9 protein-coding genes are annotated in these 13,351 nt (G+C 65.5%); 4 read left to right on the top strand and 5 right to left on the bottom strand.

Annotated features, from left to right (window positions below; genetic code table 11):
- Positions 1 to 85: 85 nt before the first annotated feature.
- From ABB27_RS13140 to ABB27_RS13125, 4 genes are all read right to left on the bottom strand, one after another.
- Entirely contained in the window at positions 86 to 958 is an 873-nt protein-coding gene (locus ABB27_RS13140) for a methylglyoxal synthase (RefSeq protein WP_057629246.1), read from the bottom strand.
- A 461-nt stretch (positions 959 to 1,419) separates the two neighbouring features.
- Complete coding sequence (locus tag ABB27_RS13135; protein ID WP_057629245.1) at positions 1,420 to 2,865, bottom strand: FAD-dependent oxidoreductase; 1,446 nt, start codon at positions 2,863 to 2,865, stop codon at positions 1,420 to 1,422.
- A gap of 137 nt (positions 2,866 to 3,002) precedes the next feature.
- Entirely contained in the window at positions 3,003 to 7,457 is a 4,455-nt protein-coding gene (gene gltB, locus ABB27_RS13130) for a glutamate synthase large subunit (RefSeq protein WP_057629244.1), read from the bottom strand.
- 308 nt (positions 7,458 to 7,765) lie between these two features.
- Entirely contained in the window at positions 7,766 to 8,152 is a 387-nt protein-coding gene (locus tag ABB27_RS13125) for an I78 family peptidase inhibitor (RefSeq protein WP_057629243.1), read from the bottom strand.
- Between the two features lie 105 nt (positions 8,153 to 8,257).
- Between ABB27_RS13125 and ABB27_RS13120 the strand changes: the two genes are divergently transcribed.
- On the top strand, positions 8,258 to 9,316 hold the full coding sequence (locus ABB27_RS13120; RefSeq protein WP_057629242.1) for a DNA topoisomerase IB: 1,059 nt from the start codon (positions 8,258 to 8,260) through the stop codon (positions 9,314 to 9,316).
- Here ABB27_RS13120 and ABB27_RS13115 read toward each other — a convergent pair.
- The gene (locus ABB27_RS13115; RefSeq protein WP_057629241.1) at positions 9,294 to 9,623 is read right to left on the bottom strand and encodes a hypothetical protein; all 330 of its coding nucleotides are present in this window, start codon (positions 9,621 to 9,623) and stop codon (positions 9,294 to 9,296) included. The two genes, ABB27_RS13120 and ABB27_RS13115, sit on opposite strands and share 23 nt — an antisense overlap.
- 298 nt (positions 9,624 to 9,921) lie before the next feature.
- Between ABB27_RS13115 and ABB27_RS13110 the strand changes: the two genes are divergently transcribed.
- The 3 genes from ABB27_RS13110 to ABB27_RS13100 all read left to right on the top strand — a co-directional run bounded on the left by ABB27_RS13110 (position 9,922) and on the right by ABB27_RS13100 (position 13,345).
- The gene (locus ABB27_RS13110; RefSeq protein WP_057629240.1) at positions 9,922 to 11,037 is read left to right on the top strand and encodes a saccharopine dehydrogenase family protein; all 1,116 of its coding nucleotides are present in this window, start codon (positions 9,922 to 9,924) and stop codon (positions 11,035 to 11,037) included.
- A 97-nt stretch (positions 11,038 to 11,134) separates the two neighbouring features.
- Entirely contained in the window at positions 11,135 to 11,521 is a 387-nt protein-coding gene (locus ABB27_RS13105) for a BlaI/MecI/CopY family transcriptional regulator (RefSeq protein ID WP_057629239.1), read from the top strand.
- A gap of 3 nt (positions 11,522 to 11,524) precedes the next feature.
- A complete protein-coding gene (locus ABB27_RS13100; protein WP_057629238.1) occupies positions 11,525 to 13,345 on the top strand; it encodes a M56 family metallopeptidase in 1,821 nt (606 codons plus the stop codon).
- The last annotated feature ends 6 nt before the right edge of the window (positions 13,346 to 13,351 follow it).

Below are 13,351 nucleotides of genomic sequence, written 5' to 3'. Positions count from 1 at the left end.
GGCAACAGCAAGGCAACAGCCAGAGCCTTGGGGTACTGCCGGCGCTACGTGAAAAGTCCCTGCCGAGCATGGCTCGGCACTACAGTCAGGCTTTCTGGCGTATCTGTGCCGCAGTTGCCCAGCGGGCTGCGATGTTCGGAGCTGTGATACACACGGCTTCATCGGTGACCGTGGTCACTGCGCGCTCCAACAGCTGGATGTCGGCTTCATGCTGGCGGGCCACATGCGGGTCTTCAAAGAAGATGGCGCGTTGGCAGCGGTGCTCGAGCACGCGGTCCGCGATCTGTGCGTCGCCGCCGAGTGGGCCACTCTGGAAGCGGTGAATCCATTCCTGGTCACGTGGCCAGCCACGGCTCCAGGCCATCTCGTTCAATCGCTGGCCGGTGGTGCCGGTGCCTATGCGCTGCTGGAATTGCGACAACACGTCGAAATGTTCGGCGGCGAAAGCCAGCATCTGTGGCTTGCGCGCATCGTGGGCGATCAGTGCCAGCGTCTGCTTGCTGAAGTCGTGCAAATCGTTGGCACCCGGATCCGGGACGAAGCCCGCATGGATGCGCTCCATCTCGATCCAGTCGCGTGCCGTTGCCACTGTGGAAATGAAGGGTTTGCCGTGGATGACGCACTGGCGCTTGAGGGCGATGGCTTCCGGGAATACCGATGAGGGATCGACCGGATCAATGAAGTAGATCGCGCCATCGAGTGTGCGCTCGGGGGTACCCATGCCGACTACCTCGGCTACCAGCTTCATCAGACCGCCTTCGCGACCGTTGGGGTAACGCTGAAGTGCTGGATAGTTTTGCAGCGGGTAGGTGCTGGCAATGGCGTCGTAAGTGCGTCCTACGGCGTGCAAGCCGACGCCAAGTTCGCGGATGCCTTTCTCGCTGGCGCGTAGCCAACGGAACAGCGCTGCGTCGGCGCTTTCGTGATGGAGACGGTTTGCGGCCAGACCGATGCGCATTGCGACTTCTCTTTGTGCGGAGTTCTTGAGTGTAGGACAGCGGGGTGTCGGCTTGGGGGTGGTGCTGGGGTCAAAAGCCGAAGAGCTGAATCAAGAAGCAGAGGCAGAGCTGCCCTCATCCGCCCTTCGGGCACCTTCTCCCGCTTGCGGGAGAAGGGAGACGGTCGTTGTTGCGCGAACTGCTGGTCCAAAGCCCAAGCCAAAGCCAAAGCCAAAGCCAAAGCAGAGGCCAAAGCAGAAGGCGGGCCAGAAGCTATGCGCGAATCCAAGGGGCAACCATAACCGCCGCGTGTAGACATCATCGCGTGTTCTGCATCGATTGAATCGGTGGCCAACAGATGCTGATGAGCGCCGGCCGAAGCAGCTAACCCAGCGCGCAGAAGATCACACCGAAGCAGTCCCCTCTCCTGTTTCAAAGGGAGAGGGGTAGGGGTGAGGGCGCTCTTCGCGCCATCCCGCTATCAACGCTTCAACAACGCAACAATGCTCTCGGCCGCATCACGCCCCTCGGCGACAGCGGTGACCACAAGGTCGGCACCGCGCACCACATCACCACCGGCGAACAGCTTCGGGTTGTGGGTCTGGAACGGCAGGCGGGTGGCGCCGCCGGCGATGATGCGGCCGTTGCTGCTTGCTTCCACGCCCTGGGATGCCAGCCACTCCGGCAAGGTCGGTGAGAAGCCGAAGGCGATGATCACCACATCTGCTTCCAGCAGCGATTCGCTGCCTTCGATGGCGACCGCGTTGCGGCGACCATTGGCATCGGGCTGGCCCAGCTCGGTCTCGATCACGCTCACGCCGATCACTTCATCATCGGCACCGGCTTCAATCGCCAGCGGCTGGCGGTTGAACAGGAAGCGCACGCCTTCTTCGCGGGCATTGGCCACTTCGCGGGCCGAGCCCGGCATGTTGGCTTCGTCGCGACGATACGCACAGGTCACCTTTGCCGCGCCCAGGCGGATAGCGCTACGCACGCAGTCCATGCCGGTGTCGCCGCCGCCGAGTACCACCACGCGCTTGCCATTGAGGTCGGGCAGGGCGATCTGGTCTTCCCAACCGGCAATCGGCCGGCCGTGTGGATCGTCGCCACTGACGATGCGACTGTTCTGCACCAGGAAAGGCAGTGCCGGCAGTACGTTCTTCAGGTCCTGGCCGATCAGGCCGCCGTCGGTGTAACGGTAGGCACCGGTGCCGAGGAACACCGCGTCATAGTCGTTCTGCAGCTGCTCGATGCTGATATCGCGGCCGATCTCCACGCCGAGACGGAACTGCACACCCATGCCTTCCAGGATCTCGCGGCGGCGCTGGATGACGTCCTTTTCAAGCTTGAAGCTGGGGATGCCGAACTGCAGCAGGCCGCCGATCTGTTCGTAGCGGTCGAACACCACCGCCTGCACGCCGGCACGGACCAGTCGATCCGCACACGCCAAGCCGGCAGGGCCGGCGCCGACAATGGCGACGCGCTTACCGGTGCTCTCGACCGCGACCAGATCCGGCTTCCAGCCCGTGGCCAGGGCGGTGTCGACGATGTACTTCTCGACTGCGCCGATAGTGACCGCGCCGAATTCCTCCAGCGTGCAGCTGCCTTCGCACAGGCGGTCCTGCGGGCAGACGCGGCCGCAGACTTCCGGCAGCGGGTTGGTCGAATGGCAGAGCGTCGCCGCCTCGTGGATGCGGTCTTCCTGCACCAGCTGCAGCCACTGCGGAATAGCATTGTGCACCGGGCACTTCCAACTGCAGTACGGGTTGCCGCAGTCCAGGCAGCGGCCGGCCTGGTATTGCGCGTCGGCCTTGTCGAACTTGCCATGGAGCTCGCCCCAATCGCCGGACGTGCGCAACTCCACCGGAATGCGCTGCGGCATGGTGCGGGGCAGATCGAGGAACTGGAAGGCTTGCTTGCGGCTCATGGGAACTCGTGGCGTCTGGAGGAGCCCTTCTCCCGCTCGCGGGTGAAGGTGCCCCGAAGGGGCGGATGAGGGCGCTCTGCTTTCAAGGCCACCCTCACCCCGGCCCTCTCCCGCAGGCGGGAGAGGGAGACTGAAAATCAAGCTGCGCTGCGCAGCGCTTCGGCCAGCGATTCAATGCTGGCGGCCTTGGGTTTGACCAGCCAGAACTTGCCGACGTAATCGCGGAACTCGTCCAGGATCTGCTGCGCCCAGATACTGCCGGTCAACTCGCGGTGACGGCTGATCAAGCTGTGCAGGTGCTGGCGGTAGTTCTCGAAGCCTTCGGCGGAAATGCGGTGGATGTCGATCAGTTCGTGGTTGTAGCGGTCGACGAAATCGCGATCGATATCCAGCACGTAGGCCAGGCCACCGGTAAAGCCGGCACCGAAGTTCAGGCCAACCTTGCCCAGCACCGCGACCACGCCATCGGTCATGTATTCGCAGCAGTGGTCACCGGCACCTTCGATCACCGCCAGCGCGCCGGAGTTGCGCACGCCGAAGCGTTCGCCGGCACGGCCAGCGGCAAACAGTTCGCCGCCGGTAGCGCCGTATAGGCAGGTGTTGCCGACGATGGCGGTGTTGCGTGCCTCGAAGCGTGCGCCGCGCGGTGGACGCACCACCAGGCGGCCGCCGGCCATGCCCTTGCCGACGTAGTCGTTGGCTTCGCCTTCCACTTCCAGGTTCAGGCCGCCGACGTTGAAGGCACCAAAGCTCTGCCCGGCGGTGCCGCGGAAGCGCAGGTTCAGCGGTGCCGCGTCCATGCCGTGGTTGCCATGCGCGCGGGCGATGGTGCCGGACAGGCGCGTGCCCACCGAGCGGTCGGTGTTGTGGATCAGGAAGCGATGTTCGCCGCCACGCTTGTGGGCGATGGCATCGGCCAGCAGGTCATCCATCTGCGTGGCCAGGCTGTCCGGTGACTGGTACAGGCGCTGTGCGGCGCAATGTGCACCGTCGTAATGCGCGGGCGCCAGCAGCCGCGACAGGTCGACCTTGACGCCTTCGCGCGGCGACACGTCGAGCTGTTGCAACAGGTCGGTACGGCCAACGATTTCATCCAGCGAACGGACGCCAAGATAGGACAGCCATTCGCGCACTTCTTCGGCCAGCAGACGGAAGAAGTTCTCCACGCGCTCCGGCAGGCCGGTGAAGTAGCCGGCACGCAGGCGCTCGTCCTGGGTGGCCACGCCGGTGGCGCAGTTGTTGAGGTGGCAGATGCGCAGGTACTTGCAGCCCAGCACGATCATCGGGCCGGTGCCAAAGCCGAAGCTGTCGGCGCCGAGCAGCGCGGCCTTGACCACGTCCAGGCCGGTCTTCAGGCCGCCATCGGTCTGCAGGATGGTGCGGCTGCGCAGGTCGTTGCCGACCAGTGCCTGGTGCGATTCGGCCACGCCCAGTTCCCATGGCACGCCGGCATAGCGGATCGAGCTGATCGGCGAGGCACCGGTGCCGCCGTCGTGGCCGGACACGGTGATCAGGTCGGCGCCGGCTTTCACCACGCCCGCGGCAATGGTGCCGACGCCGGCATGCGAGACCAGCTTCACCGACACCAGCGCATCCGGATTGACCTGCTTCAGGTCATAGATCAGCTGCGCCAGGTCTTCGATCGAATAGATGTCGTGGTGCGGCGGCGGCGAGATCAGGCCAATGCCGGGCTTGGCGTAGCGCAGGCGCGCGATCAGCTCGTTGACCTTGTGGCCGGGCAGCTGGCCGCCTTCGCCGGGCTTGGCGCCCTGCGCGACCTTGATCTGCAGCACTTCGGCATTGACCAGGTATTCGGCGGTGACACCGAAGCGGCCGGAGGCGACCTGCTTGATCTTGGAACGCTTCTCGGTGCCGTAGCGCGCCGGATCTTCGCCGCCTTCGCCGGAGTTGGAGCGGCCGCCGAGGCGGTTCATCGCAATCGCCAGCGCTTCATGCGCTTCCGGTGACAGTGCGCCCAAGGAAATGGCGGCGGTATCGAAACGCTTGAACAGCGCTTCGGCCGGCTCCACTTCGTCCAGCGGCACCGGCGTGGTGGCCGGCTTGAGCTGCAGCAGGTCGCGCAGCGCCGAGGTCGGGCGCGAGTGCACCGCATCCATGTACTTGCGCCAGTCGGCCGCGTCGCCGGTACGCGATGCGCGCTGCAGCGTCATCACCACGTCCGGGTTGTACATGTGGTATTCGCCGCCATGCACGTACTTGAGCAGGCCGCCAACTTCCGGCTGTGCCAGATCATTCCACGCACGCACCATCAGTTCGCGGGCTTCGGTATCCAGCCGTGCCAGGCCAACGCCGCCGATGCGGGCGGCGGTATCCGGGAAGCACAGTTCAACCACGTCCGGATCAAGGCCGACGATTTCGAACAACTGCGCGCCGCGATAACTGGCGACGGTACAGATGCCCATCTTGGAGATGATCTTGCTCAGGCCCTTGTAGATGCCCTTGCGGTAGCTGCGGCCGATCTGCGAGACCTCACCGCCCTTCTTCAGCTGCAGGATGCCGCGACGGCCCAGATCGAACAGCGTCTGGTAGGCCAGGTACGGATACACCGCGGTGGCACCAAAGCCCAACAAACAGGCCATATGGTGCGCATCGCGCGCGGTGCCGGTTTCCAGGATCAGGTTGACGTCGCAGCGCAGGCCGACCTTGGACAGATGGTGATGCACGGCGCTGGTGGCCAGCAGGGCATGCACCATCGGCCGGTCGGCAACCGGGTAGCGGTCGGACAGCAACAGCATCACCACGCCCTCGCGCGCGGCCTGCTCGCACTCGGCGCAGATGCGTTCGATGCCGGCCTTCAAGCCTTCCTCGACGCTGTAGGACAGGTCAATCAGGCGGTTGCGCTCGACGTACTGCTCCATCTTCAGCAACTGCCGCAGCTTGCGCTGGCTCAGCACCGGCGAGTTGAGGATGACGTGGTTCACCGTCTCCGCACCGGCGTGGAAGATGTTGGTCTCCTTGCCGAGCTGAGTGGTCAGCGACATCGCGCAGTCTTCGCGCAGCGGATCGATCGGCGGGTTGGTGACCTGCGCGAAGGCCTGGCGGAAGTAGTCGTACAGCGGCCGGGTATTGCGGCTGAGCACGGCGATCGGTGTGTCATCGCCCATCGAGCCGGTGGCTTCCTGCCCGGTTTCGGCCAGCGGCCGCAGCACCTGTTCCAGTTCTTCGGTCGTGAGCTGGAACAGCTTGTGGTAGCTGCGCAGCGTGGCTTCGTCGAACGGTTCCTCGGCCAGCGAGGGATCGATCAGCTCGGTCTGCAGATAGGTCACGCCCTGGTGCAGCCACTGCTTGTATGGCGCACGCGCACGGTTGATGCGGTCGATGGCTTCCGAATCGAGCAGATCGCCACGCTTGAGGTCGATGGCCATCATCTGGCCCGGACCGAGCTTGCCCTTGCGCACCACGCGCTCGGTCGGCACTTCCCATACGCCGGCTTCGGAAGCCACCAGGAAGTGGCGGTCGGAGGTCAGCATCCAGCGCGCCGGGCGCAGGCCGTTGCGGTCCAGGGTGCAGGCGGCATAGCGGCCATCGCAGGCAACGATGCCGGCCGGGCCATCCCAGGGCTCGCTGTTCAAGCCGTAGAACTCGTAGAAGGCGGCCAGGTCGGCGTCCTTGAACTCCAGCGACTGTGTCGCAGGCGGCACCAGGATGCGCAGCGCCTGGATCAACTCCATGCCGCCGGACACCATCAGCTCCAGCATGTTGTCCATGCTCTGCGAGTCCGAGCCGTGCATCGAGATCACCGGGTCGAGCTCGGCGATGTCGAACTTCGGCGTCTTCCACACCTTGCTGCGCGCCTGCGCCCAGTGGCGGTTGCCTTCGATGGTGTTGATCTCGCCGTTGTGGGCGAGCATGCGGAACGGGTGTGCCAGCGGCCAGCGCGGCATGGTGTTGGTGGAGAAGCGCTGGTGGAACACCACCACGCTGGACGCCAGTTCATGGCGCTGCAGGTCCGGGTAGAAGGTGCTCAGCTTGTCCGGCAGCACCATGCCCTTGTAGCTGATGGCCTCTGCGCTGAGCGTGGTGACGTAGTAATCGGCGACATCGCGCAGGGTCTGCTCGCTGCGGCGGCGGGCCATGAACAGGGCCAGGGCGAACTGCTCGGCGCTTTGTTCGATATCGGCATCGACGAAGACCTGCTCGATCTTCGGCAAGGTGTCGCGCGCCAGTTGGCCGCAGACGCTGTCATCGGTGGGTACTTCACGCCAGCCGCGCGGATGGCAGCCGGCGGTGCGCAGTTGGGCATCCAGTTCGTCACGACAGCGCTGCGCAGCTGTGGCATCGTGCGGCAGGAACACCACACCGGCGGCGAAGTTGGGACCGAGCGCGATGCCGGCTTCTTCGGCCAGCTGGCGCAGGAACACCGTAGGCTTGCGCAGCAGCAGGCCGCAGCCGTCGCCGGTCAGTCCATCGGCGGCAACACCGCCACGGTGGGTCATGCGCGACAAGGCGGCGATGGCGGTATCCACCAACAGGCGCGATGGCTGGTCGTCGAGCTGGGCGACCATGCCGAAACCACAGGCGTCGCGTTCGTCTTGCGGGTCGTAAAGCCCTTGCTGGGTGCGGACTGCCATCTGTGCCTCGATGCGATTCAGGTGAGCGGCGACACTTCAACCCGCTCGCTGAGCACGTCATGCTTATCAGATGGTTCGCGCCGTGCTGCCGCACGTGCCGTTGGGATAGCACCCGGCGCGCGCCCTGACGGCGTCTTACGCCTGATCCAAGCGCCCTCGCGCCCATCCAATGCACATGATGTGCTCAACCTGGAGCGCACCTTGAGGTCACCGGATGGTTCGACTAAATCACAGTTGCTGCAGCGCCGCAATACATCGTTGCGAGCGCAACCAAAGCCTTGCCCAGCAAGGCTTTGGCTATACAAAAATCAGCCGCAGCGCACGCCGCTGACCATACCTTTCTCATCGATTTCGATGTTCAGGCGTTCGCCGATGAACTCCATGGTGACCGGCTGGTTGGGCTTGAGCACGCGCACGTCAGTGGCGCCGGCGTCTTCCTTGGCCTGGGCCTGCATGGCCTCGGTATAGGCCTGGCCGACCAGGCCCTGCACCTGGCTGGCGTCGCAGGCGCCCGGCGGCGGCGTGGCTTCAGCGGGCGCAGCGGCGGCTTGTGCGGCCTGCTGGGATTGGTTCAGTGCTTCATCCTGTTCTTCCGGTGCCGGCTTGGTGCAGGCACTCAGGGCCAGCAACAGGGTGGCGGTGGCAATCAGGGCGGCGGGGCGGCGCAGGGCGCGCGGCGTCGACGGGAACTGCATCGGAACTCCAGGGTGTTGAGGGTCTGCCCAAGCATATAACCAAGTGACGGCGATGTTGACGCTGCGTCGCACGCCGCTGCGCGATACTCCGCCACCGTTTTGTTGATGGGAGCAGCGATGGCCGCAGAACCGCCGACGCCTGCACTGCGGCATAGCCACGATGCCGAGCCCGGCATCGTCAGGCAGCGCGCCGGGCGTGGCTTCCGCTATCTGGATGCACGCGGTAAACCGGTACGCGCCGCCGCCACGCTGGAACGCATCCGTCGTCTCGCCATTCCGCCGGCCTATACCCAGGTGTGGATATGCGCACAGGCGAATGGTCACCTGCAGGCCAGCGGGCGTGATGCGCGTGGCCGCAAGCAATACCGTTACCACCCGAAGTGGGTACGGATGCGCAGCGACAACAAGTTCGACCGCATTGTTGCCTTCGGCAAGGTGCTGCCGGCGTTGCGCCGGCAGGTGCGCACCGACCTGGCGCTGCCGGGCCTGCCGCGCGCCAAGGTGCTGGCGATCGTGGTGGCGGTGATGGGGCGCACGCTGGCGCGTATCGGCAACGACGCCTATGCCCGCGACAACCATTCCTACGGGCTTACCACGCTGCGCAACCGCCATCTGGAAAACGCTGGACAGGGGCAGGCGCGGCTGCGTTTCCGCGGCAAGTCCGGGCAGGCCCAGGCCATGGTCATTGATGACCGGCATCTGTCCGGCCTGGTACGGCGTTGCCAGCAGTTGCCCGGGCAGTTGCTGTTCCAGTACCGCGACGAGGACGGCAAGGTGCGGCCGGTGGGTTCAAGCGACGTCAATGCGTATCTGCGGCAGGCCACCGGCGATGATTTCAGTGCCAAGGATTTCCGCACCTGGGGCGGCACCCTGGTGGCATTGCGCGAGCTGGCGCAGCGGCCATTGCCCGACGCTGGTAGCGAACGCGCGCTGGCGGAGCTGCAGAACCAGGTGATCGCAGCGGTAGCGGCGATGCTGGGCAATACCCCGGCGGTGTGCCGCAAGTCGTATATCGACCCGTGCGTGTTCGAAGGCTGGCGCGATGGCCGCTTGGGCGCGATGCAATCGCTGCGTGGCCCGCGCCAATGGGAGGCGGCGGCACTGCGCTTCCTGCGCAGTGCCCACCGCGGCAATGGCGGGCTCAGCCGCAGCGCATCGCGGTGATGTTGTTGGTGCGGCCGACCTCGATGGTCAGGCGCTCACCGCCGCTGGATGCCTGCGTTCCCATCGAGGCCGATGTGTCAGGCGAATCATTGCCGCGCACCACGGCAACCTGCAGGCTGTCGCTGTCAACGCGGGCGCGTTGCACCGTATCCGGGGAGGCGGCAAGACCGACCGCACCGCGCACCATGTCGGTATGGCATTGGCCGGAAATGACGCCGTCGATGGGTTGAACCTGGGCGACCTGGGCAGTGCTGCAGGCGGTGGCGGCAAATGCGCTGAAACAGGCGATGACCAGCATCCGATACATGGCGGACTCCAAACGGGGGCGTGCATGCAGGGTGCTGCTGTTGATGTAAGAGCAGGATGAAGAGCTTCTTCTTCGTGCGTGGTGCAGCGGATCCACCCCCTCCCTTTCGCATAGCGAAGGGGAGGGCCGGGGAGGGGTGCTGTTCGCAGGAGCACCAAGCAACGAGCACAAGCAGCAGCCAAAGCCAAAGCCAAAGCCACCCCCTCCCAACCTCCCCCTTGGCTGCGCCAAAGGGGAGGGGACAACGCAGCGCTGTTCTCGCTGATAATCCACACAGCAATCCACGCAGGAAGGTCCGATGTCACAGCAGGAAAGCTGTCGTGTACTGGTACTGGGTGGCTATGGCCACTTTGGTGCGCGCATCGTGCGTGCGCTGGCCATCACCCCGGGTATCAAGGTGATTGCTGCTGGACGCAATCCCTCGCAGGCAGCGGCCAATCTGCCCGGCGTGGATCTGGCGAGCATCAAGCTGTGCAGGCTCGACACCGCTGCGCCGGATTTCGAGGCACAGCTGGCCAAGACGCAGGCAGCGCTGGTGATCCATACCGCAGGCCCGTTCCAGGGCCAGGGCTATGACGTGGCACGGGCCTGCCTGGGTGCAGGCATGCATTACATCGATCTGGCCGATGGCCGTGATTTCGTTGTCGAATTCCCGCAGCAGCTGCAGGCGCTGGCGCAGCAGGCGCAGCGCAGTGCGATCAGTGGTGCCAGCACCTTGCCGGCGCTGTCCAGCGCGGTGGTGGATGCACTCGCGCCGCGTTTCGAGCAACTGCACAGCATCGACATGGTGATCGCGCCAGCGCAGGCCACGCCATTGGGCATGGCCACGGTGCGTGCGGTGCTGTCGTACTGCGGCAAACCGTTCCAATGCTGGATCGATGGCCGCTGGCAGACGCAGCGTGGCTGGGCCAAACCACAACCGGTGCACTTTGCCCGGATCGGCCCGCGCCTGGCCTCGCCCTGCGACGTGCCCGATCACACGCTGCTGGTGCAGCGCTACCCGGGCGTGGCGACGGTGCGTTTCCGCGCGGCGCTGGAGCTGCCGTTCCTGTCGCGCTGTCTGGCAGCCATGGCCTGGCTGCGCGGGCATGGCCTGCCGTTGCCGATGGAGACACTGGCCGGTGTGTTCGCCCGCGCGGGGCGCTGGTTCGACCGCTTCGGCACCGATCTGGGCGGCATGCGCATCACCCTGCGTGGCCAGCGCGGTGGACTGGAGCACACCGTGCATTGGGACCTGACGGCTCCAATGCTGCACGGCCCGGAGATCCCAACCTTGGCCGCCGTGCTGTTGGCGCGCCGTTTTGCCCGTGGCGAAGGGCTGCCCAGTGGCGCCCACACCTGCATGGGCCTGCTGACCCTGGCCGAGTTCGAAAGCGAATTCGCGCGCTGGCAGATCGACAGTGCCGTGAGCTGAATCATTCAGTCTGACGGCGGGCAGGGTGCCATCCGGGCTATTGACTACAAATGTAGGCAGCTCTACCGTGACGACAAATGTAGTCACGGAGACGGCCATGCGCCGCAAGACCATCGGGGACCAGGAACTGGCCCTGCTGCAGTACATCGGAGAGAACGAACCCACCAGCGTCGGCGAGGTTGCCGCGCGCTTTGGTGAGGCCCGTGGGCTGGCCCGCTCCACCGTGCTGACGATGATGGAGCGCCTGCGCACCAAGGGTTACCTGCAGCGCGAACAGGACGAGGGCGTGTTCCGCTACAGCACCACGGCCGAGCAGCAGGAAGTGGTCAACGGCGCGGTCGGCAGTTTTGTCGAGAAGACCCTGCAGGGCTCGATCTCACCGTTCGTGGCGTGGATGTCGGAAAAGGCCGAGGTCAGCGACAACGAGCTGGCCGAGCTGGAAGCGCTGGTCAGCAAGCTGCAATCACAGCGCCGGGAGGATTGAGCCATGTCGATGACGCTTGAATTGCTGGGTAGTCGGCTGCTGGCCACCAGTGTGCAGACCGCGCTGCTGGCGGGCCTGGTGTGGCTGTTGTGCCGCTACGTGCGGCGTCTGCCGGCCAGCACCCAATGTGCGCTGTGGTGGTTGGTGGCATTGCAGGCCGTGGTTGGTCTGTTCTGGATGTCGCCGCTGGAGTTGCCGTTGCTGCCTGCGGTCGATGCCGGGCCGATGATGGTGCAGGCTGCCGCAACCGCTGCACCGGTGACCACCGCGCCGATCATCGTGATGCAGCCCCTGCCTGCAGATAGCAGCTGGTCATGGAGCCTGGTGTTGATGGCGATGTGGGCGGCCGGCGTGCTGGTGATGGGTTTGCGTACCGTGCTGGCACTGCGTGCCAGCCGCGCCCAGCTGCGGGCTGCGCAGCCTTGCCGCGATCACAAACTCAACGCCGCGCTTGCACTCGCCGCCGAAGCGCACGGCCTGCGCCGCGCACCGCGGCTGATGCTCAGCAATGCGATCGATTCGCCGCAGTTGATTGGCCCATGGCGTCCAGTATTGCTGTTGCCTGCGCGTGGTCTGCAGCGCATGGGCGATGACCAGCTGGACATGGCCCTGACCCACGAACTGGTGCACCTGCAACGCCACGATCTGTGGCTGGGTCTGGTGCCTGCACTTGCCCAACACCTGTTCTTTTTCAATCCCGTGGTGCACCTGGCCGCCCGCGAATACGCCATTGCCCGCGAAGCGGCGGTGGATGCCGCCGTCGTCGCCGGTGACCGGCATTGCCGCCAGCACTACGGACGCCTGCTGTTGCAACTGGGCGTCGCGCCACGGCCGGGCGCCGGCCTGGCCAGCGCCTCGCCTACCTTTCTGAGTCTCAAGCGGAGATTGCTGATGTTGCAGAACACGTCCTCTTTCCCGCGCGTCGGTGCGGCCTTGATCCTGGCTGCCGTCGCCCTGGTCGGCGTTGCACCGCTGCGGCTGGTGGCCATGCCGGTACCGCCGCCGCCACCTGCACCACCGGCACCCGTGGCTGCACCTGCAGCGCCGCCGGCAGCGCCGGTTGCCCGTTCGGTGACGCGCACGGTGGTGGCCGGTGCTGCCGACGCGGCAGTGCCCCCGGCACCGCCAGCGCCTCCTGCGCCGCCCCGTGCAGCTGTGCCGCCAGCACCGCCGGCGGCCCCTGCCGCACCTGCGGCTCCGTTGCGAACACAGGGTGTGATCCACCTTTCCAACAACCAGAACGATGGCTATGTGCTGATCAAGGGCGACCACAACGTCATGAATGGCACCATGGCTGATCTGCGCGAAGCCAAGCAGCTGGACGATGGCAAGGGCGTGTTGCTGGTGCGCCGTGACGGCAAACGCTATGTGGTGCGTGATGCGGCAACCTTGTCGCGCTTTGAACAGCTGTATGCCGAAAGCGTGCGTCTGGGTGATGCGCAGGGCAGGTTGGGTGACCGACAGGGGCAGCTGGGTGACCGTCAGGGTGAAATCGGTGAGCGCATGGGCGAGATCGGTGCGCGCATCGGTGAGCTGGCCAACGAGCAGGCACAGCTGGCGCTGAGTTCGGGTGCACGCAGCGACGCACAGCGTCGTGCATCCGAAGAAGCACGACGCAAGCTTGATCAGGCGCGGGAGGAGATGGAGAACCCGGCGATGCGTGCAGAGATGGAAAGCCTGGCGGCACAGCAGTCGGCGCTCGGCAAGCAACAGGCCGAGCTGGGCCGGCAGCAGGCAGCAGCAAGTGCCAAGGCCAATCGTGAGGCCGAGCAGATGATCCGGCAGGCGATCAGCAGCGGGATTGCGCGACCGATTGGTGGGTGAGGTAAA

The sequence above is a fragment of the Stenotrophomonas terrae genome, assembly GCF_001431465.1.
In the GTDB taxonomy this organism is placed as follows: Bacteria; Pseudomonadota; Gammaproteobacteria; order Xanthomonadales; family Xanthomonadaceae; genus Stenotrophomonas; species Stenotrophomonas terrae.
This window is presented reverse-complemented; position numbering and strand designations above follow the sequence as displayed.